The organism is Wigglesworthia glossinidia endosymbiont of Glossina morsitans morsitans (Yale colony), from assembly GCF_000247565.1.
In the GTDB taxonomy this organism is placed as follows: Bacteria; Pseudomonadota; Gammaproteobacteria; order Enterobacterales; family Enterobacteriaceae; genus Wigglesworthia; species Wigglesworthia glossinidia_B.
In genome coordinates this window covers 61,730-81,366 of sequence record NC_016893.1, presented here as the reverse complement: position 1 = coordinate 81,366, position 19,637 = coordinate 61,730, and the positions used below count along the sequence as shown (strand labels likewise).

Below are 19,637 nucleotides of genomic sequence, written 5' to 3'. Positions count from 1 at the left end.
ATTTTATGAATATAAACTTAAATAATCTATACATGCAAGCAAAAAAAATTATGCCAGGAGGTGTAAATTCGCCAATACGTGCATTTAGTTCAGTTCAAACAACTCCTTCAATTATAAAAAAAGCATATGGCCCATACTTATTTGATATTAATAAAAATTGTTATATAGATTATATCTGTACTTGGGGTGCAATAATTTTAGGGCATAATAATATACAAATTAAATCTCAAATAAAAAAATTTATAAATAATGGATTACATTTTGGTTTATTAACTGAAATAGAAATAAAAATAGCGCAATTAATATCTAAATGTATGCCTTCAATTGAAATGATACGCATGGTAAATTCAGGTACAGAAGCTACAATGAGTGCAATAAGATTAGCAAGAGCATATACTCAAAAAAATAAAATAATCAAATTTGATGGATGTTATCATGGACATTCGGATTTTCTATTAACATGTAGTTCTAAAAAAAATATAAAAAATGAATTTTCTAGTCAATCTATTTCAGATGGAATTCCAGAAAGCGCTTTATCAGAAACTTTATCATGTCCTTATAATGATTATGAAAGTGTAGAAAAAATATTTAAATTATTCTCTAATCAAATTGCTTGTGTTATTGTTGAACCTATCGCAGGAAATATGGGTTGCATACCATCACAAATTAAATTTTTAAAGCAATTACGAATTTTGTGTAATCGTTTTAATGCTTTATTAATTATGGATGAAGTAATTACTGGATTTCGTATATCTTTAGGAGGTGCGCAATCTTATTATAAAATTGATGCAGATCTCACTTGTCTTGGTAAAATTATCGGAGGAGGACTGCCTATCGGAGCATTTGGAGGAAAAAAAGAAATAATGCAAAATTTAACTCCAACAGGATCAGTATATCAGGCCGGTACTTTTTCTGGAAATCCGATATCAATGATTGCAGGGTATACTTGTTTAAAAATTTTGCAATTTCCTGAGATATATAACGAATTAAATAAAAAAACAACTTATCTAATAAATGGACTCAATGAAGTGGCAAAAAATAATAATGTTTCTATATTAATTAACCAATGTGGAAGCATGTTTAGTATTTTTTTTACAAAAAACAAAAAAATTCAATCGTATCAAGATGTTGTTTTGTGTAGCAAAAAAAAATTTAATTTCTTTTTTCGAGAAATGCAACATTTTGGAATAATGTTTTCTCCTTCTTTTTCTGAATCAAATTTTGTTTCTTTAAAACATAAGAAAAAAGATCTAGATAAAACAATTTCAGCAGCAAAAAAAGTATTTAAAAATAATGTTTTTAAATAATAAATATATTTTTATTTAATAAAATTGCTTTTTAAGATTCTACAGAAAAACGAATTTTTTTCATAGCGTTTTGTTCTAATTGACGTACTCTTTCTGCTGAAATACCATATTTTTTAGCCAACATCTGTAATGTGCTTTTATTATCATCCTGAAGCCAACGAGCACGTATAATTTCTTGACTTCTGAGATCTAATTGAGATAATGCAGAACATAATTTATCTGTGGCATGAAGATCCCAGTTATCTTCTGCAATAAGATTGGCAAAATTTGAAGTTTTATCTTTTAAATAACGCGTGGAACATCTTTTATTTTTTTCTTCTTCTAAATGAAAATCAAATCTCATATCTTGTGCAGACATTCTGGATTCCATTTCCCTCACATCTTTACTTGTAACGCCAAGAGTTTTAGCTAACATATCTACTTCGTATTGATTAAACCATCCAAGTTTTTTTTTAGCTTTACGTAAATTAAAAAACAATTTTCTTTGTGCTTTAGTAGTAGCAACTTTCACAATTCTCCAATTTCTTAAAACATATTCATGAATTTCAGCTTTAATCCAATGTACTGCAAACGATACTAATCGTACGCCAATTTCTGGATTAAATCTACGCACGGCTTTCATTAATCCGACATTACCTTCTTGAATTAAGTCAGCTTGAGGTAATCCATATCCAGAATAATTTCGTGCAATATGAATTACAAATCTTAAATGAGATAATATTAATTTTTTTGCTGCTAATAAATCTCTATTATAGTGCAGTCGTTTAGTTAAAAATTTTTCTTCTTCTATACTTAACATAGAATAAGAGTTGGCAGTTTTAATATATGCTTCTAAGCTACTTTGTGTAACACATGTTAAAGTGTTTATATTTTTCATATATTTCCTCAAAATATAGTAAAATATATTATATATTTATTAAATTTATTACAATAAATTTGTTAAAAATTAATAATTTTAAAAAATTTAAATTAACTTTTTTTAAATTAATTGTTATGTATAATACCTTCAATTATAAGTAACAAAAATTTTATTTTTTTTGAGAAAATAATGCTTCTACAAATGTACTAGATTGAAATTGGTATAAATCTTGAACATGTTTGCCATATCCAATATAACGAATAGGAATATGAAATTCATTCGCTAATCCAATAATTGCTCCACCTTTTGCAGTACCGTCTAATTTTGTTAATGTAATTCCGCTAATATCGATAATGTTGTTAAAAATTTTTACCTGATTTATAGTATTTTGACCGGTATGTGCATCAATAGCGATCATAGTTTCATGCGGAGCTGTAAAATCTAATTTTTTAATAACTTGTACTATTTTTTTAAGTTCTTTCATTAAATTAATTTTATTATGTAATCTTCCTGCAGTATCTATAATTAAAATTTGAATTTTATTTTTTTTGGCATAATTAATTGCCATAAATATTATTGAAGCCGCATCAGATTTATAATAATCATAAATTACTGGAATATCGTATTTATCTCCTAATATTTTTATTTGTTCTATGGCTCCAGCACGAAATGTATCTCCTGCTACTATTACTACTTTTTTTCCTTCTGACTTGTATTTATATGCCATTTTTACAATAGTAGTAGTTTTTCCTACACCATTTACGCCTACCATTAAAATAATAAATGGCATTTTTTTGTTAAAAGTAATTGGTTTTTGCACTTTAATTAGAATATTCAAAATTTCTTTTTTAAGTAAAATATATAATTCATTAGAACATACAATATTTTTTTTTTTATTTTCGATTATTAAACTATCAAGAATTTTTTTTGTAGTTTGTACTCCTAAATCAGAACTTAACAAATGTGTTTCAATTTCATTAAATAATGTTTCATTTATTTGTTTAGATTGAAAAATGTTAGACAATTTTTTGCCAAAATATTTTTGGCTGTTAATTAAGCTTGATTTTATATTGGCAAAAATTTTAGTATTAAATTGTTTCAAAAAATTAGATTTTTTTTCTATATTTGTATTTTTCATTCTTTTTGTTATGTGATAGTTTACTAAAAAATATTAATTAATATATTATACCATTAAAAAATTAGTTAATTTTAATCATTTAATTAAATTTTTAATTAAGTTTAAATCAATAATCTATTTTTAAATAAATATTTAAAATCATAATTAAATAAATAATTATAATCATAAAAATGAACATAAAAAATTTAAATAAACATAAAATTCGTATTATTGGAGGAAAATGGAAAAATACAAAATTTTTAGTACCATTTATTACTGATTTGCGTCCTACTTTAAGTTCGATTCGAGAAACATTGTTTAATTGGCTTGCTCCTGTTGTTCAAGGATCTTTATGTTTAGATTGTTTTTCTGGTACCGGTATATTGGGTAGTGAAGCGTTGTCAAGATATGCCAAATTTGTTTTTTTTATAGAAAAAAATTTATATCTTAATCTAAGATTAATGAAAAAATTAAATGATTTACATGCAAAAAATTTTCGTGTTATCACGACGAATATTTTAATTTGGTTAAAAAAACCACGATTTTCTTTTGATATAGTTTTTATTGATCCTCCATATTTAAATATTAATTTAGTTAATTATGTAGTTTATTTTTTAGAAAAAAATTATTTTTTAAAGCAAAAATCGTGGATTTACATTGAAATAGATCGATCAAATTCAGATCCTATAGTTCCAAAAAGTTGGAAGATATATAGAAAAAAAACTACTAAACGTACTTCTTACTATCTATATAGTAGAGATCTTTGATCTTAAATTAATGTATTTATAAGTTTCGTGAAAATTTTTATTTTTCATCCCATAAACAAAAATTATTTGTATTTTTTATCATTTGAATATATTTTTTATGTGCATGTATTTCTTCTGCATTTGCATAAATTATCGGAGTGCTTGTTTTTATTGTTTTTTTATGATGATTTTTATCAAAAAATTTATAATTTTTTCGTAAAATATTAGCATTCATTTTTTTTGAAAAATTTATGCAAATTTGCCCTCCTGTCATTGACAGATATACATGAGAAAGGATTTCAGCATCTAATAATGCTCCATGCATAGTTCTTTTTGCAGTATTTACACCATATCTCTCGGATAATGCATCCAGATTGTTACGTTTTCCGGGGAATATTTTTCTTGCTAATTTTAATGTATCTGTAACAGTGCAAATTTCTGCAATATTTTGAAGATTATTTTGCATTAATTTAAGTTCGTAATTTATAAATCCTACATCAAAATTAGCATTATGAATTATTAACTCCGACCCTTTGATAAAATTAATAAAATCTAAAGCTATATTAGAAAAAATAGGTTTATCAAATAAGAATTCATCACTAATACCATGTATTTTAAAAGCAGAAATATCTACGGGACGATTGGGTTTTAAATATGTATGAAAACATTGATTGGTGAATCTACGATTAATAATTTCTATTGCTCCAATCTCAATTATTTTATGATTATAATAATGTGGTCCATATTTATTGATTCCAGTTGTTTCAGTATCTAAAACAATTTGTCTATCAATTTGAGTTTGCATATATTAAAAATAATTAAATGTTTTTAAGATATTAATACATTACAATGAAAAAGAAAATTAAAATATTTACAGATGGATCATGTTTAGGGAATCCTGGACCAGGAGGATATGGTATTTTAATATTTGGTGATGGATTATATAAAGAAATTAGTAATGGATATTATTTTACGACTAATAACAGAATGGAATTATTAGCAGCTATCATAGCTTTAGAATCATTAGAAGATATTTATAATATTACTTTGAATACAGACAGTAACTATTTAAGATATGGAATTACAAAATGGATCCAATTTTGGAAACAAAATGATTGGAAAACAAAAAGAAATAAACCTGTAAAAAATATTGATTTATGGAAACAACTTGATTCGCTTATAAAAAAACATCTTGTTCACTGGAATTGGATTAAAGGACATACAAATTACACAGAGCATGACAGGTGTGATTTATTAGCACGTCTTGCTGCTGAAAATCCTAGTACGGTAGATATAAAGTATCGAAAATGTTAAAATTAATATTATATTTTTAATTTCAATATTTAATATTATATTTTTTAGATGCTCAAAGTTTATTCGTATTTTATTGAATAAAATTTATATTGACTAATATAAATTTTAATTTTTTTTAATAAAAATTTTTTTCATGAACGTTATAAATTTTTTATCAAAAATATAATAACGCAATTATGATATAATTCTATGTTAAATAAAAAAAATTTTTTTATTGTATAAAAAAAATTAATTACAATTTATTTTATAAGTTTACTATGCATTAAATAGTATTAAAAATAAATAATGTTATTAATTTCAACTCAACCAGGAAAACTATATGTATCTTACTAAGATTGAATCAAATAAAGATAACTATATTTGGATTTTATATAATGAAAAAAAAGAATGTTTAATTATTGATCCAGGAGAATATAGTTCTGTATATAAGTTATGTGTAAAAAAAAATTTTATACCAATCGCAATATTATTAACGCATCATCATTACGATCATGTTGATGGCGTACAAAAATTGAAAGATATTTTTCAAATTCCTGTATATGGCCCTAAAGAAACAATCTATAACGGTACTACTAAAATAGTAAAAGAAGGAGATAAGTTATTTTTATTAAATCAAATATTTCAGGTATTTAATCTTCCCGGACACACTTTAGGTCATATAGGATTTTATACTACCCCATGGTTTTTTTCTGGTGACACTTTATTTTCTGCAGGATGTGGAAGATTATTTGAAGGAAATGCTTATGATATGTATCTATCAATTAAAAAAATAAATAAGATGCCTCCAAATACACTAATTTGTGCAGGACACGAATATACTTTGCAAAATTTGAATTTTGCGCTTAGTATATTACCTGAAAATGCTGCATTGCTACTTTATAAAAAACATGTCGAAATGCTACGTTTGCATAAAAAACCCACTGTGCCGTCTATATTATATTTAGAACGTCAAATTAACATCTTTTTAAATCCTTACAATTTCAATTTTCAAGGCAAGCTAAAATCTTTATTACTAGAAGAAGAATGGTATATTTTTAAAACTCTTAGAGAAATGAAAAATAATTTTTGAAATATTTACATGAAATAACGATTAAAAAAGTATATAATCAATTTTTTTATGTATAAAATATATACTTGATTTATTTTATTAAACTAATAAATATGCTTCAATCAAAAATAAATTTTTAGTTTTCAAAATGAAAATAAAATAATTCTGAAAAAATTTTTAAAATATTTAAATATAAGTAAATTTCATATTAAAGATCTTCTGCCTTTTAAAATTAATAAACTAAATTGTAGTAAAATTACTATATTTATTATTATATAATGAACTATGATATGTTTCAATAAATTTATATATTTGATATAAATCAATTATATTTAATATATTTAATTTTTTCAAATGAATTTATAAAATTTTTCAAAGATATCTTATAAAGATCAAAAATTTATCATTATGAATAATTAAAAATTATTTTAAATTTTAATACATATAAAAATTGAAATTTTAATTTATATTAATTTTAAACTAAAATAATTAGACGAGATTTTACTTTGCTTAATACAAGTTATATAAAACTTTTAAAGTGTTCAAATAAAAAAATTGATATTTTAACTCACAAGATATACAAATACACTTATAAACGATTATTTTACATACATCGTGCTTTAATCGAAAATAAAAATAAAAAATATAATATGTTTTGTTGGAAAGATATCACGATGTCATCTGTAAAAAAACGTCTTAAATTAGCTTGGCCAAAAATTATAAATTTTCCAAAAATAATGATAAAAGATTCCAATAATCGTCCATTAATCCGATCTACACCTAAAGTAAATCGTTCTAGTATTGCTCCAACACCATGGATAATTAATTCTTACATATTAATTTTTAAACAACTTTTTAATAAAAAAAAAATTTTTCAATTTATTTTTAAGAATAAAAAAAAGTGTAATTTAGAAAAATGGAGAATTGTAGGTATTGCAAGAAGATATATATTTTTACTTTTAATTTTAATACAAACTACGATAGCATCATACAAGTTAAATAGTATTTTATTACACCAAAATTTATCTTGTATAAATTTAATTCATAACTTCAATTATAGTTTTTTAAAATATTCTGAAAAAATTATCTTATATACATTACATACTACAATATTATTACTATTTTTTGTTTTATTTTTTTGGGTTTCAGCTAGTTTTTGGACTGCATTTATGGGATTTATTCAATTAAGTGTAAAAAATGATAAATTTAATATTTCTAACAATCATATTAAAAAAAAATTAAATCATCACCACCGAACTGCGATTTTAATGCCGATTTGTAATGAAAATGTTGAACGTGTATTTGCAGGTTTAAAAGCTACTTATGAATCTATTATAGCTACTGGAAAAATTAAATTTTTTGATATATATATATTAAGCGATAGTTACAATCCAGATATTTGTGTTTCAGAACAAAAGTCTTGGATAGAATTATGTGAAGAAACCAAGGGATTTAATAATATTTTTTACCGACGTCGTCATAGACGTATAAAACAAAAAAGTGGAAATATTGATGATTTTTGCCGCAGATGGGGTAAAAAATACTCATATATGGTTATTTTAGATGCAGATAGTGTCATGAGCGGAAATTGTCTTATTCATCTTGTCAAATTAATGGAATCAAATCCTAAAGCAGGAATTATCCAAAGTATTCCAAAAACTTCAGGCATGAATACTTTATACGCACGTTATCATCAGTTTGCAACACAAGTATATACTCCTTTATTTACAGCTGGAATGCATTTTTGGCAATTAGGAGAATCACATTATTGGGGACATAACGCTATTATTCGAATTCAACCATTTATGAAAAATTGTATTCTCGCCCCCCTTCCTGGAAGCGGAATTTTGTCTGGATCAATTTTATCACATGATTTTGTTGAAGCCGCTCTAATGCGTCGTGCCGGGTGGGGAGTATGGATTGCATATGATATACCTGGGAGTTATGAAGAGCCACCACCTAACTTATTAGATGAATTAAAACGAGATCGCAGATGGTGTTACGGAAATTTAATGAATTTTAGATTATTTCTAGTTAGAGGATTGCATCCAGTGCATAGAATAGTATTTTTAACTGGAGTGATGTCGTATTTATCAGCGCCGCTTTGGTTTGCATTTTTAATTTTATCTACAATATTACAAATAATATATAATATTAAATTTCAATATATTTCTGCAATAAACTCTTATTTTCATTTTTTTCCTTATTGGTATTTAAAAATAGCTACAGAACTATTTTTTGTAACTTTATTTTTGTTATTTTTACCAAAGTTATTTAGTATAACGTTAATAATTTCCAAAAATTCAAAACCATTTGGAGGTGCTAAATGTTTTATATTATCAATATTATTAGAAATAATATTTTCTATGTTTTTTACTCCGATTAAAATGGTATGTCATACATTTTTTATTTTTAGTGCATGTATTGGACGTCCAATAACGTGGAAATCGCCAAAACGTAACAACGAAATCACGAGTTGGCGTGATGCTTTCAAGCATCATTTATCGCAAGTATTAATTGGAATTTTTTGGACCTTAGGATTAATTTTTTATATTAATTTTAAATATTTATTTTGGTTCATTCCTATTCTTAGTGCGTTGATTATGTCGCCATTAATTTCTGTTTATTCAAGTTATTCGACTATAGGTTTATTTTTAAAAAAATTGAATTTATTTCTAATTCCTGAAGAATATTTACCACCAAAAGAACTAGTGAATACTAAAAAATATTTTAAAATTAATCAATCAAGATTATTAAAAAATGGTTTTTTTCAAGCTATTATACATCCTGCGTATAATGCACTTGCTATAACATTTGCAAATTCACGACACAATCATTCTGAATTAATTGAAATCAACAGACAAAAGTATTTAAATATTATTTTTTTAAAAGGAATTAAAAATCTCGATATTTTTGAACGCTTATTTATATTGAATGATCCTGTAATTTTAAGTAAGTTACATTTTTTAATTTGGTTACAATCCAAAAAAAATTTACTTAAATCAAAATAATTACATTAATTTTATCGAAAATTTAATTTTTATGTAATTTGAAATAAATTTATGCTTGATTTATAATTTTGAAATACAATTTTTTATATAAAAATTTTAATTGTTTAAATCTTTATGAAAAACATTAATATAAAATCTAGTTTAACTTTTAAAGAAAAGAAAACAATATCTTTTTACCGATATTTCCACATTCAAAATCCAAAAAAATTACAATTAATATTACTGAATAAATTAAAAGAGTTAAAAATCTTGGGAAGAATTTATATTGCTCAAGAAGGCATTAACGCGCAGATTTATATATATAAAAAATATATATATATATTAAAAAATTTTTTATATGAATTAAATCCAATTTTTAAAAATGTAAAATTTAATTTTTCGACTGACGATCATTCAATATCTTTTTATAAATTACAAGTAAAAGTTAGACCTCATATTGTAAATGATGGTATTAAAAATTTTAAATTTAATGTAGAAAAATTAGGCAAATGTATATCAGTGAAACAATTTAACACTATGTCTAATAGCAAAAATTGCTTAATTGTAGATGTAAGAAATAATTATGAATATGAAATAGGACATTTTGAAAATTCAATACATGTGCCTGCACAAACTTTTAGAAACCAATTAACAAACATGACTAGGGCGCTCAAAAATTATCAGCATAAAAAGATTGTTTTATATTGTACAGGAGGTATTAGATGCGAAAAAGCGAGCGCATGGTTAATACAAAATAATTTCGAACATGTATTTTTTTTAAAAGGCGGTATTATAAATTATATTAATTATATGAGAAAAAAAAAATATGCTGTAAAATTTTTAGGTAAAATGTTTGTATTTGATGCACGTCTGTTTGAAAATACTAATATAAATATAGTATCTTATTGTCATCAGTGTAAAATTAATCAATCTTATTTACATAAAAATTGCGCAAGAAAAAAATGTAATGTACTTTTTCTTCAGTGTAAAATTTGCAACGAAAAGTTTAAAGAATTTTGTTCTTCGTATTGTTATAATAATGAGTTTTTTTGATTTATTTATTTTCTGAAAATATATGGCCCCGAAATATATAGGACCATATATTTGTTTTATTTCTCTATCTTAATAGAGCTAAAATATTTTGAGGAACCGCATTAGCTTGTGCTAAAACTGCTGTACCTGCTTGTTGTAGAATGTTAGCGCGATTCATGTTAGATACTTCTGTGGCAAAATCTGCATCTAAAATATTTGATCTTGACTGTGTCAAATTTGCTATTGTAGTACTTAAACTATTAATTACGGAACCTAATCGATTTTGAGTTGCTCCTAAAGATCCTCGTATATCGTCTATTTTTGCGATAGCATCATCTATTTCTTTTAATGGGTCCATGGTTAAAAGTGTTTCGAAATCTAGTTCGGAACCTGATTTTACTTTTCCTTCGTAATTAATAATAGCTTCGTGATAGATTTCTTTATCTCCTTCTTGTTTGTGTATAAGATACTGTTGAATACCATCTTTCATATAAGATTTTAATGTTTCTCCTACTGCAAGCGTTTTTGGATCAATTTCTACTGTTATTTGAGCTGTTTTTACTGACTTAGGTATTTCAGTTAATTCGGCTGGGGAAGATGAGTTGTACTGTGCTACTCCCGTATTTGATATTTCTACTTTATAGTATTCATTGCCGTCAATTTGTTTAAAGAAATATTCGCCGCCTGATTCATATAATTGGCGTTTAATGTTCTTTTTACTTTCTGGAGTGCTAGAATCTAATATTTTTTTTGCTTCTATTCCTATCTTAGCACTTGTAACAGCATTTTCGTCTATGTCAGAAGCGTACAGAGCATCTGAATTTACATTAAAATCTTTAACGTGCAGAGATTCTGTATCCAATTTAAATAGATCGATGTTAACTACTTGTCCGTCATTTGCTCCAATTTGAACGCTAAGTCGTTGATTTTGACTAAGAATTTTCATTCCATTAAATTCTGTTTGTTCCGCTAAGCGATCAATTTCGCTAAGACGTTTCTTTATTTCGTCTTGAATTGATTTTTTATCTGCTTTAGAAACTGATGCAGTAGACTTAATTTGTACAGTCAAACGTCGAATAGCATGCATGTTTTCATTAATTTCGTTAATAGCTCCCTCTGCAGTTTGAGCAACTGCAATACCGTCATTTGCATTTCTTGCTGCTTGACCGAGACCATTAATAAGCGAAGTAAATCTATTGCTAATAGCTTGCCCGGCAGCATCATCTTTGGAGCTATTAATTCTTAAACCGGAAGAAAGTCTTTGAATTGCCGTGTTAAGAGATGTCTGAGACTTGTTTAAATTATTTTGAGCAGTTATAGATAGCATGTTAGTATTAATTACATGAGACATATACGGTTTCCCTCGTTTTATGCGAAGTTCTGTTGAATATATTTAAGAACACGATAAAAGATATCGGCTCGGATTAACAAAGCTTTAAAAAATATAGTAATTTACAAGTTTAAATTTTGTGTTACTAATGAGATTTTCGCATTTTTTTATATGCCTAGAGCTTTTATATTTATATGTCAAAATAAACTTTTTTTAAAATTCACCGATATATTTCTTTTAAAAAGAAAAAATATCAGAGGATTTAAATGACAAACATATCCATGTTAGGTATTGGATCTAAAGGTGCTACGTCTGAACTTATGCAAAGGTTAATAGAAATTGAAAACTTGAAATTAAAACCTTTACAAAATGAGAAAGAAATAATAAAAAATAAAATAAGTGCATGGGGAAAAATTTGTTATTCATTACAAAATATTCTGCAGAAATCTTCTACTATTAATTCAAGATCTTTTTCTTCCTTTCAAAGCAGTAAAAATGAATGTTTTTCTACATCTGGCGGTCAATCCGAAAGCTCACATGAAGTAAGTGTCGTGCAACTAGCAAAAAATCACACATTATCCTTATTTTTAAAACAAAAGAAAAACACGATCTTAGGAAATTCAGAAAATATACGTTATTTAAATATCGTTCAGGGAAACAAACAAAATCAAACTAATAAAAAAGTTCGGATAAAACTTAATCGAAATAATACAACTTTAGAAAATATATCCAAAGCAATAAATAAATCCAACTTAAATATTCATTCTGAAATTAAAAAAATTAACTTTAACGAAAACTGTTTGTTAATAAGTTCAGATATATTAGGTACAAATGGACAACTTGCAATTAATGTTGACGGAGATGATAAACTAGATCAAATTTTACGTTTTCCTAACAAAAATGTAGAAAATCTAGAAAAAAATCAAAACGAAACAACTTATACACAAATGCGAGAGAATCAAAAAGCACAATGTTCTATTCTAGAAGTAGATGGAATTAAATACTATCGCGAAAGCAATATTATTACAGATGCTCTAAAAAATGTTACATTCAATTTAATTAAAACATCAAAAAAAGATGAATCCAAAAAATTTTTCGAAAAAGAAACTGTAAGATTTTTTAAAGATAAAAATTTTGTATTGAAAAATATAAAAGAATTTGTTACCTGCTTTAATACATTTATAGATCAAACATCAGAATTTAGGAAGTTGAAACTTGAAAACAGTCATAATTCTTATCTAAATAAGCAATCTAAAGATCATATGACGCAAAGTTCTATTTTGTTTGGAAATAGCTTGTTAACAAATTTAATTTCCAAATTAAGACAATGTACAAGAATAAATTATTGTGACTATAAACAAACTAATATTACATCATTGATAGATGTAGGAATAGCAATAGATCAGAAATCTGGAAAATTAATTTTAAATCAAGAAAAATTAAATTCTAATACTGAAAAGAACTGGTTAAATATGCAAGATTTTTTTCTTGGGAAAAAAAATCAAATAGGATTTATTTCAAATATATCTCAATTAATTCAAGAATATATTAACAATACAAAGTTAAACAAATCAGGAATTATCGAATCTGAACTTCAAGATTTAAAATTGAAAAATAAAGCAGTAATTAAAAATATCAATCGTACTGAAACTATGATTCGTAATAGAATTAATTTATACCAATTACAATTTCAAAAATTAGATGTATTTTTAACTAAAACTGATGCTATTAGTAAACAAATCGATATAATTTTGTCTTCTCATAAAACGTAAAGTATTTGATATCTGAACGGAGTATGATATGTATCAAAACAAACATGCTATTAATATGTATAAAAAATCGAATCTTTTTTCTTTAAAGGACAAGATCCTAAACGCTAATCCTAAAGAGCTAATTGATATTGTTTTCGATATATTACATTCGGAACTTAGAAAATCAATTTTTTTAATAAAAAACAATCAAATTTCTATGAAGGGAGAATCGATATCATATTCTATTTCTATGATCGAATCTGTTCTTATACCTGCGCTGCATAATGACGAAAATTTTATGCTTGCTCAAAACTTAAAGTCTTTATATATATATTGTATTCGTGTCTTACTAGAGGCAAATTTAAATAATGATGTTAAAAAAATAAAGCATGTAAACGATTTATTGAGAAAAGTATCTTCTGCTTGGAAGTTAATTAAATAAAAAATTAGTGTTTTAAAAAAATTAAAAATTTTACTCACAATTAAAATATAGTTTATATGTTCATGTTCATAATTTCCTGATAAGCTCCGACTAATTTGTTAGTGACTTGAATTCCAAAATTTAAAGCTATTGCGGCTTTTTGCATTTCAAGCATAACGTCATTAATGCCAACATTTTGATATCCTAGTTCAAATTTTTTTGATATATCTTCCGATTGTACTTCTAAAGTATTAATTTTTTTTATACTTTCTCTGAAAATGTTTAGGAATTCTGAATCCTGAGAAATTTTGCTTATATTTATCTTTGGATTCAAATCAAATTTTATTGCGTTCATTTTGTTTATTATTGGATTTTCATCAAAATCTATTTTCATCTAAATAATTACCTTTTCATTAAAATTTAGTTATTTTATATTTCAATAAAATTTTAAATATATGTTGCTTTAGTGTTTAATAATAACTTAAATAATAATATTCAAATCCAAAAAATTAAGGTTGAAAGAACTGCTTTATTTTCCTATCAATAGATTTTTTATATGTGAAACTGTTAATTATTAAGCAAAAATAACACAAAATTTAAATTACAATAAATTTTAGAAAAAAAATATTGAATTAAATAAATTGCATTTTAGGGAAATTAAATGAATGTTTTGGCTACAGATATAAAAAACAAATCGACTGAATATTTCACTGATTTTTTTAAAAAAATTTTTAATAATCCAAAATACTTTCTTTTAATTTCTGGAATTTTCGGAATTACTTTAATCGCAGCACTAGTCATATGGATACAATCTCCAGATTATCAAGTATTATATAGTAATATTAGCGATCAAGATGGAGGAGAAATTATAGCAGAATTATCTTCCGCAAATATTCCATACAAATTTTCATATGGAAACGGAGCTATTATGATTCCTGCAGACCAAGTATATAAAACTAGGTTAATGCTTGCTCAAAAAAATTTGCCGAAAAGAGGTTCAGTAGGATTTGAAATTTTAGATGATTCTAAATTTGGAATGAGCCAATTTAATGAACAAATTAATTATCAAAGAGCATTAGAAGGAGAAATTGCACGCACAATAGAAACAATTAATTCTATTCAATATGCACGTGTTCATATAGCTATTCCAAAAAATTCTGTTTTTGTAAAAGATAAACAATCAGCAAAAGCTTCCATTACGCTTACATTATATCCAGGAAGAATGCTCGATGATAATCAAATTCAAGCAATCACATGGTTAGTTTCAGGTACTGTTCCTAATTTACCAGCAAATAATATTATTTTAGTTGATAATCACGGAAAGTTACTTACTCGACCGGAAAATAAAGAAATCAGCAGTAACGTAGTACAATTACAATATATTCGAGAAATTGAATCAGAATATCGCAGAAGAATTGAAGCTATTTTGACTCCAATAGTAGGAATCAATAACATCCGCGCAGAAGTCACTGCTCAAATAGATTTTACTAAAATCGAACAAACTTTAGAACAGCATAAACCAAATACTGATCCTAAAGACATGACTATTCGAAGTCAACAAATTACAGAAAATAAAAATTTTGGAAACATTCCAGAAGGAATCCCAGGAGCATTAAGCAACCAACCATCACAACCATCATCTGCTATGATCGAAGATTCTGAATATGAAAATAATAAAACTGACTCAAAATCACTTTCTGAAAATTCATCTAACAATTCTGAAAGATCAAGTAGTATTCAAAATGAAAAAACAATTAATTACGAAATAGATCGTAAAATTACTCATAATCAATTTTCTTCTGGAACTTTAAAAAAGTTATCTGTTGCTGTGTTGATAAATAATCGAACTAACCTTGATGGTAATCAAATAAAGTTAAATGCACAAGAGATGCAAGATATATACGCTTTAGTACGAGAAGCCATGGGGTATTCAGAAAATAGAGGAGATACAGTAAATATTGTAAATATGAATTTCGTCGATAATCAAAACGAATTATCACGTCTTTATTTTTGGGAAAATCCGCGTTTACAAAATATTATTTTCAGTATTTTTAAGTATATAATATCTTTTATTGCAATCTGGTTTGCTTGGAATAAATTTATGAAAATGTGGAAACAGCAACAAGAAAATCAACAAAATATGATGAAAAAAATAAATTTGCAACAAAAAGATAATATCCCTTCAGAAGAAGAAAAAATGCAAATAAAAAATCAAAAAAATATAGAAAATAATAATAATTTAATAGAAAATAATATTAAAGAACTAAAAGAAATTGCTGAAAAACAACCAAAATTAGTAGCAAAAATTTTAAGTCAATGGATTAAAAAAGAACACAAAAACTATGAATTTAAATAAAAATAGCGCAATTATTATGTTAACTCTCGGAGAAAAAAGAGCATCATCGGTATTTAAATATTTAAATCGCCAAGAAATAGAAGTAATTAGTAAAAATATGGCAAATTTAGGTATTTATTCTAGATCAGATTTAAAATCTGTTTTAGATGAATTTCATAATGATGCTCGTACATTAATCAGTCCAGAAAAAGAATGTTATGATTATTTAAAAACAACATTAAGTAGTGCTTTAGGAGAAGAACAAGCGCTTTTATTGTTAGAAGAATTTAATGTTAAAAATGATCAGCTTTGTAAAGGAATTGATACTTTAAACACTATGAATTCAGAAACAATTTTTTCTTTTATTAAAGATGAACATCCTCAAATAATTACAGTGACATTATCTCTATTAAAAAGAAATATAGCAGCTGATATTTTATCAAAATTTGATGATGATTTACGTCGAGATATTTTAATAAAAATTGCAAATTTATCTAAGTTAACGTCTTTTGCAATCAAAGAACTCACTCTTATTTTAAATGATTTAATTCAAAGTTATAAATCATATTCTAATGCTCAAGGAGGCATTAAGCCTGCAGCAGAAATTTTAAATTACATGCAATCTGATCAAGATAAAACAATCCAACTCATGAAAGAAATAGATCAAAAACTTACAGAAAAAATAATTAAAAAAATGTTTATTTTTGATGATTTACAAAATTTAGATGATCAAAGCTTACAGCGTGTATTAAGAGAAGTAGAAAACGATTCTCTTATTGTTGCTTTAAAAGGTTGCAAAACAGAATTAGTAGAAAAAGTACTGAATAATATGTCTAAACGTCAAGCAGAAATTTTAAGAGAAGATTTGAACTTGAGTAAACCAATTAAATTATCTAAAGTAGAAATTGAAAGAAAAAAAATATTAGATATAGTTAGACGTTTATCAGATGCAGATGAAATAACATTGAACCAAGATGGAGAAAGTTATGTCTGAAAATTATAAAAAATCTGATTGGACCACGTGGCTAGTAAGAGATTTCTCCAGTTCTCAAGATAAAGAAAAAAATTCAAAAAATATATTACATAACAAGGAAAACGTCGAAGAACTAACAAAAAAAAAAATTACTACTGCACAAAAAAAAGGGTTCGAATCCGGATATAAATCAGGCAAAGAATCCGGATATCTTCAAGGATTAAAAGAAGGTTTAAAACAAGGATTAGATCAATTTAATATCAAAAAAAAAGAAAAAATATTTCAAATAGAACAATTAATTAAAGAATTAAAATCTAGTATATCAGGACTAGAAGCTATAATACCATCACGTATAATACAAATTGCATTACAAATATCAGAAAAAATAATAAAAAAATCACCTATATGTGATACTAAAGTACTTTTAAAAGAAATTCGAAAATTGTTACATGAAAAAAATTTTTTAGGAGACGATTTACGATTATATGTTCATCCGGATGATTTAAATGTATTAAAAGAGTATTTTGGAGAAACTTTTAAAAATCAAGGATGGCGTCTTTTAGGAGACGGTCAATTGTTACGCGGCGGATTCCGCATTCTTACTGAAGATGGAGAAATTGATGCAACATTGGAATCAAAATGGAATCATATTTGTCAAATACTAAAAAAAGATAATATTCAATGACACTACAATTAAAAAAATGGATTGATAAAATTAGCAATCAAGAAAGTTTGATTTCTAATTTACCTGATTACTATCAATATGGCAAATTAGTTCGTGCAACCGGTATTATTATGGAAGTAACTGGTTTGCAGCTTCCTATCGGATCAACGTGCATTATTGAAAAGTATGTTGAAAAATCCGTCATCCAAGTAGAATGCGAAGTAGTAGGATTTAAAGAAAAAAACTTGTTTGTAATTCCTTTAGAAAATGTAGATGGAATCTTTCCGGGAGCTAAAGTATATTCTCCAGAATTAATTAATGGAAAAATTTCTACAAGATTACTGCCATTAGGTACAGAACTATTAGGTAGAGTGTTAAATAGTTCTGGACAATTCTTAGATCGTATGCCAGTACCAAAAGTATTAAGAAAAGAATCTTTGTATACTAATCCCATTAATCCTTTATTACGTGATCCAATTACAAAAATTTTAGATGTCGGAGTTAGAGCTATTAATGGATTGATAACTGTAGGAAGAGGCCAAAGAATGGGATTATTTGCTGGATCTGGTGTAGGAAAAAGCATGTTACTTGGCATGATGGCTAGATATACCGAAGCAGATATTATAGTAGTTGCATTAATTGGAGAAAGAGGCCGTGAAGTTAAAGATTTTATTGAAAATATTTTACAAAAAGACGGAATTTCTAGATCTGTAGTAATTGCAGCTCCAGCTGATATTGCGCCGATGTTAAGAATACAAGGTGCAGTATATGCTACTCGAATTGCAGAAGATTTTAGAGATCAAGGCAAACATGTTTTATTAATTATGGACTCTTTAACTCGCTATGCAATGGCACAAAGAGAAATAGGTTTAGCTATCGGAGAACCGCCTACAACTAAAGGATACCCTCCTTCTGTTTTTTCAAAATTGTCCGAATTAGTAGAAAAAACTGGGAATGGTACACAAAATCACGGCTCTATTACAGCTTTTTATACTGTTTTAATAGAAGGCGATGATCAACAAGATCCTATTGCGGACGCTGCGCGAGCAATTTTAGATGGACATATCATACTATCTAGACAACTATCAGAGTCTGGACATTATCCATCTATAGAAATTGAAACTTCTATTAGTAGAGCTATGCCAAATTTAGTAAAAAAATCACATTTTTTTCATATACAACAAATTAAACAATGGATATCGAGTTATCAAAAAAATAAAGATCTATTATCAGTAGGTGCATATGCTTCTGGTAATGATCCGATATTAGATGAAGCAATAAAAAATTATCCTAAATTAATGCAATATTTAAAACAAAATATAGAAGATAAATGTTCTTATGAAGAATCTTATCAACAATTAAAAAAATTATTTTCTTAAAACACGAATATACTTGAACATCATGAATATAAAATTTAATTTTAAAATATTAAAAATACATGCAAAAATCTCTTTTCAACAAGCATCAGTACAACTAATGCAAGCTTGCAATTTATATCAAGAATCAGTTAAAAAATTAAATATGCTTATTTTATATGAAAAAGAATATCGACTTAGTTTACAAGAAAATATGATAAAGTACGGTTTGGAAATAAATGTTTGGCATAATTATCAAGTTTTTCTTATATGTTTAAATAATTTAATTTTTGATTATAATAAAGAAGTAAATAATTATAAATTACAACTTAATAAAGCAAAAAATTATTGGAAAAAAAAAAAAATAAACTAAACGCGTTCACAATTTTAAAAAA

Annotated in this window: 18 protein-coding genes; 13 read left to right on the top strand and 5 right to left on the bottom strand. The window is 25.6% G+C overall.

Translation table 11 applies throughout. From position 1 onward, the window contains the following. The first annotated feature begins 5 nt into the window (after positions 1 to 5). Positions 6 to 1,307 carry a glutamate-1-semialdehyde 2,1-aminomutase gene (gene hemL, locus WIGMOR_RS00390; protein WP_014353876.1) on the top strand — a complete coding sequence of 434 codons (1,302 nt, stop codon included), beginning with the start codon at positions 6 to 8 and terminating at the stop codon, positions 1,305 to 1,307. 31 nt (positions 1,308 to 1,338) lie between these two features. On the opposite strand, the gene rpoH is transcribed toward hemL, so the two are convergent. After that, complete coding sequence (rpoH, locus tag WIGMOR_RS00385; protein WP_014353875.1) at positions 1,339 to 2,184, bottom strand: RNA polymerase sigma factor RpoH; 846 nt, start codon at positions 2,182 to 2,184, stop codon at positions 1,339 to 1,341. 151 nt (positions 2,185 to 2,335) lie between these two features. Continuing rightward, complete coding sequence (gene ftsY, locus WIGMOR_RS00380; RefSeq protein ID WP_014353874.1) at positions 2,336 to 3,304, bottom strand: signal recognition particle-docking protein FtsY; 969 nt, start codon at positions 3,302 to 3,304, stop codon at positions 2,336 to 2,338. 170 nt (positions 3,305 to 3,474) lie between these two features. Between ftsY and rsmD the strand changes: the two genes are divergently transcribed. Continuing rightward, positions 3,475 to 4,050 (top strand): 16S rRNA (guanine(966)-N(2))-methyltransferase RsmD, encoded by a 576-nt coding sequence (gene rsmD, locus WIGMOR_RS00375; RefSeq protein ID WP_014353873.1) that lies wholly within the window; start codon positions 3,475 to 3,477, stop codon positions 4,048 to 4,050. Between the two features lie 37 nt (positions 4,051 to 4,087). On the opposite strand, the gene dnaQ is transcribed toward rsmD, so the two are convergent. Continuing rightward, positions 4,088 to 4,834 (bottom strand): DNA polymerase III subunit epsilon, encoded by a 747-nt coding sequence (gene dnaQ / locus WIGMOR_RS00370; protein WP_014353872.1) that lies wholly within the window; start codon positions 4,832 to 4,834, stop codon positions 4,088 to 4,090. A gap of 44 nt (positions 4,835 to 4,878) precedes the next feature. Between dnaQ and rnhA the strand changes: the two genes are divergently transcribed. From rnhA to trhO, 4 genes are all read left to right on the top strand, one after another. Beyond that, positions 4,879 to 5,343, top strand: a complete 465-nt coding sequence (rnhA, locus tag WIGMOR_RS00365) for a ribonuclease HI (RefSeq protein ID WP_014353871.1) — start codon at positions 4,879 to 4,881, stop codon at positions 5,341 to 5,343. Positions 5,344 to 5,662: 319 nt separating this feature from the next. Then, on the top strand, positions 5,663 to 6,412 hold the full coding sequence (gene gloB / locus WIGMOR_RS00360) for a hydroxyacylglutathione hydrolase (RefSeq protein ID WP_014353870.1): 750 nt from the start codon (positions 5,663 to 5,665) through the stop codon (positions 6,410 to 6,412). A gap of 485 nt (positions 6,413 to 6,897) precedes the next feature. Further along, entirely contained in the window at positions 6,898 to 9,402 is a 2,505-nt protein-coding gene (gene mdoH / locus WIGMOR_RS00355) for a glucans biosynthesis glucosyltransferase MdoH (protein WP_014353869.1), read from the top strand. Between the two features lie 114 nt (positions 9,403 to 9,516). Next, positions 9,517 to 10,434, top strand: coding sequence for an oxygen-dependent tRNA uridine(34) hydroxylase TrhO (trhO, locus tag WIGMOR_RS00350; protein WP_014353868.1), 918 nt, complete (start codon positions 9,517 to 9,519; stop codon positions 10,432 to 10,434). A gap of 64 nt (positions 10,435 to 10,498) precedes the next feature. Here the strand turns inward: trhO and WIGMOR_RS00345 are convergent, their stop codons facing one another. Continuing rightward, positions 10,499 to 11,764, bottom strand: coding sequence for a FliC/FljB family flagellin (locus tag WIGMOR_RS00345; protein ID WP_014353867.1), 1,266 nt, complete (start codon positions 11,762 to 11,764; stop codon positions 10,499 to 10,501). Between the two features lie 245 nt (positions 11,765 to 12,009). On the opposite strand from WIGMOR_RS00345, the gene fliD reads away from it, so the two are divergent. Both fliD and fliS read left to right on the top strand, forming a co-directional pair. Next, on the top strand, positions 12,010 to 13,515 hold the full coding sequence (gene fliD / locus WIGMOR_RS00340) for a flagellar filament capping protein FliD (protein ID WP_014353866.1): 1,506 nt from the start codon (positions 12,010 to 12,012) through the stop codon (positions 13,513 to 13,515). Positions 13,516 to 13,543: 28 nt separating this feature from the next. Continuing rightward, positions 13,544 to 13,936: a flagellar export chaperone FliS gene (fliS, locus tag WIGMOR_RS00335; protein ID WP_014353865.1), complete on the top strand. Its 393-nt coding sequence runs from the start codon at positions 13,544 to 13,546 to the stop codon at positions 13,934 to 13,936. A 52-nt stretch (positions 13,937 to 13,988) separates the two neighbouring features. Here fliS and fliE read toward each other — a convergent pair whose 3' ends face one another. Beyond that, positions 13,989 to 14,309, bottom strand: coding sequence for a flagellar hook-basal body complex protein FliE (gene fliE / locus WIGMOR_RS00330; RefSeq protein ID WP_014353864.1), 321 nt, complete (start codon positions 14,307 to 14,309; stop codon positions 13,989 to 13,991). A gap of 267 nt (positions 14,310 to 14,576) precedes the next feature. Here fliE and fliF point away from each other — a divergent pair, with 267 nt between their 5' ends. The 5 genes from fliF to WIGMOR_RS00305 are packed head-to-tail and all read left to right on the top strand — an operon-like array spanning position 14,577 to position 19,615. After that, complete coding sequence (fliF, locus tag WIGMOR_RS00325; RefSeq protein WP_014353863.1) at positions 14,577 to 16,271, top strand: flagellar basal-body MS-ring/collar protein FliF; 1,695 nt, start codon at positions 14,577 to 14,579, stop codon at positions 16,269 to 16,271. Next, positions 16,258 to 17,244 (top strand): flagellar motor switch protein FliG, encoded by a 987-nt coding sequence (gene fliG / locus WIGMOR_RS00320; RefSeq protein WP_014353862.1) that lies wholly within the window; start codon positions 16,258 to 16,260, stop codon positions 17,242 to 17,244. The genes fliF and fliG overlap by 14 nt, the downstream gene beginning before the upstream one ends. Continuing rightward, positions 17,237 to 17,908, top strand: a complete 672-nt coding sequence (locus WIGMOR_RS00315; protein ID WP_236607848.1) for a flagellar assembly protein FliH — start codon at positions 17,237 to 17,239, stop codon at positions 17,906 to 17,908. The genes fliG and WIGMOR_RS00315 overlap by 8 nt, the downstream gene beginning before the upstream one ends. Then, complete coding sequence (gene fliI, locus WIGMOR_RS00310; RefSeq protein WP_014353860.1) at positions 17,905 to 19,266, top strand: flagellar protein export ATPase FliI; 1,362 nt, start codon at positions 17,905 to 17,907, stop codon at positions 19,264 to 19,266. Before WIGMOR_RS00315 ends, fliI begins: the two co-directional genes overlap by 4 nt. Before the next feature lie 22 nt (positions 19,267 to 19,288). Then, positions 19,289 to 19,615 carry a flagellar FliJ family protein gene (locus WIGMOR_RS00305; protein ID WP_041944093.1) on the top strand — a complete coding sequence of 109 codons (327 nt, stop codon included), beginning with the start codon at positions 19,289 to 19,291 and terminating at the stop codon, positions 19,613 to 19,615. Positions 19,616 to 19,637: the final 22 nt, after the last annotated feature.

What these genes read in the sequence shown, in the direction of transcription:
- trhO (WP_014353868.1), top strand. Translation starts at nt 9,517, where the DNA reads ATGAAAAACATTAATATAAAATCTAGTTTAACTTTTAAAGAAAAGAAA.
- rnhA (WP_014353871.1), top strand. Translation starts at nt 4,879, where the DNA reads ATGAAAAAGAAAATTAAAATATTTACAGATGGATCATGTTTAGGGAAT.
- fliE (WP_014353864.1), bottom strand. Translation starts at nt 14,309, where the DNA reads ATGAAAATAGATTTTGATGAAAATCCAATAATAAACAAAATGAACGCA.
- hemL (WP_014353876.1), top strand. Translation starts at nt 6, where the DNA reads ATGAATATAAACTTAAATAATCTATACATGCAAGCAAAAAAAATTATG.
- gloB (WP_014353870.1), top strand. Translation starts at nt 5,663, where the DNA reads ATGTATCTTACTAAGATTGAATCAAATAAAGATAACTATATTTGGATT.
- fliF (WP_014353863.1), top strand. Translation starts at nt 14,577, where the DNA reads ATGAATGTTTTGGCTACAGATATAAAAAACAAATCGACTGAATATTTC.
- WIGMOR_RS00345 (WP_014353867.1), bottom strand. Translation starts at nt 11,764, where the DNA reads ATGTCTCATGTAATTAATACTAACATGCTATCTATAACTGCTCAAAAT.
- WIGMOR_RS00305 (WP_041944093.1), top strand. Translation starts at nt 19,289, where the DNA reads ATGAATATAAAATTTAATTTTAAAATATTAAAAATACATGCAAAAATC.
- rpoH (WP_014353875.1), bottom strand. Translation starts at nt 2,184, where the DNA reads ATGAAAAATATAAACACTTTAACATGTGTTACACAAAGTAGCTTAGAA.
- ftsY (WP_014353874.1), bottom strand. Translation starts at nt 3,304, where the DNA reads ATGAAAAATACAAATATAGAAAAAAAATCTAATTTTTTGAAACAATTT.
- WIGMOR_RS00315 (WP_236607848.1), top strand. Translation starts at nt 17,237, where the DNA reads ATGTCTGAAAATTATAAAAAATCTGATTGGACCACGTGGCTAGTAAGA.
- fliD (WP_014353866.1), top strand. Translation starts at nt 12,010, where the DNA reads ATGACAAACATATCCATGTTAGGTATTGGATCTAAAGGTGCTACGTCT.
- fliI (WP_014353860.1), top strand. Translation starts at nt 17,905, where the DNA reads ATGACACTACAATTAAAAAAATGGATTGATAAAATTAGCAATCAAGAA.
- rsmD (WP_014353873.1), top strand. Translation starts at nt 3,475, where the DNA reads ATGAACATAAAAAATTTAAATAAACATAAAATTCGTATTATTGGAGGA.
- dnaQ (WP_014353872.1), bottom strand. Translation starts at nt 4,834, where the DNA reads ATGCAAACTCAAATTGATAGACAAATTGTTTTAGATACTGAAACAACT.
- fliS (WP_014353865.1), top strand. Translation starts at nt 13,544, where the DNA reads ATGTATCAAAACAAACATGCTATTAATATGTATAAAAAATCGAATCTT.
- fliG (WP_014353862.1), top strand. Translation starts at nt 16,258, where the DNA reads ATGAATTTAAATAAAAATAGCGCAATTATTATGTTAACTCTCGGAGAA.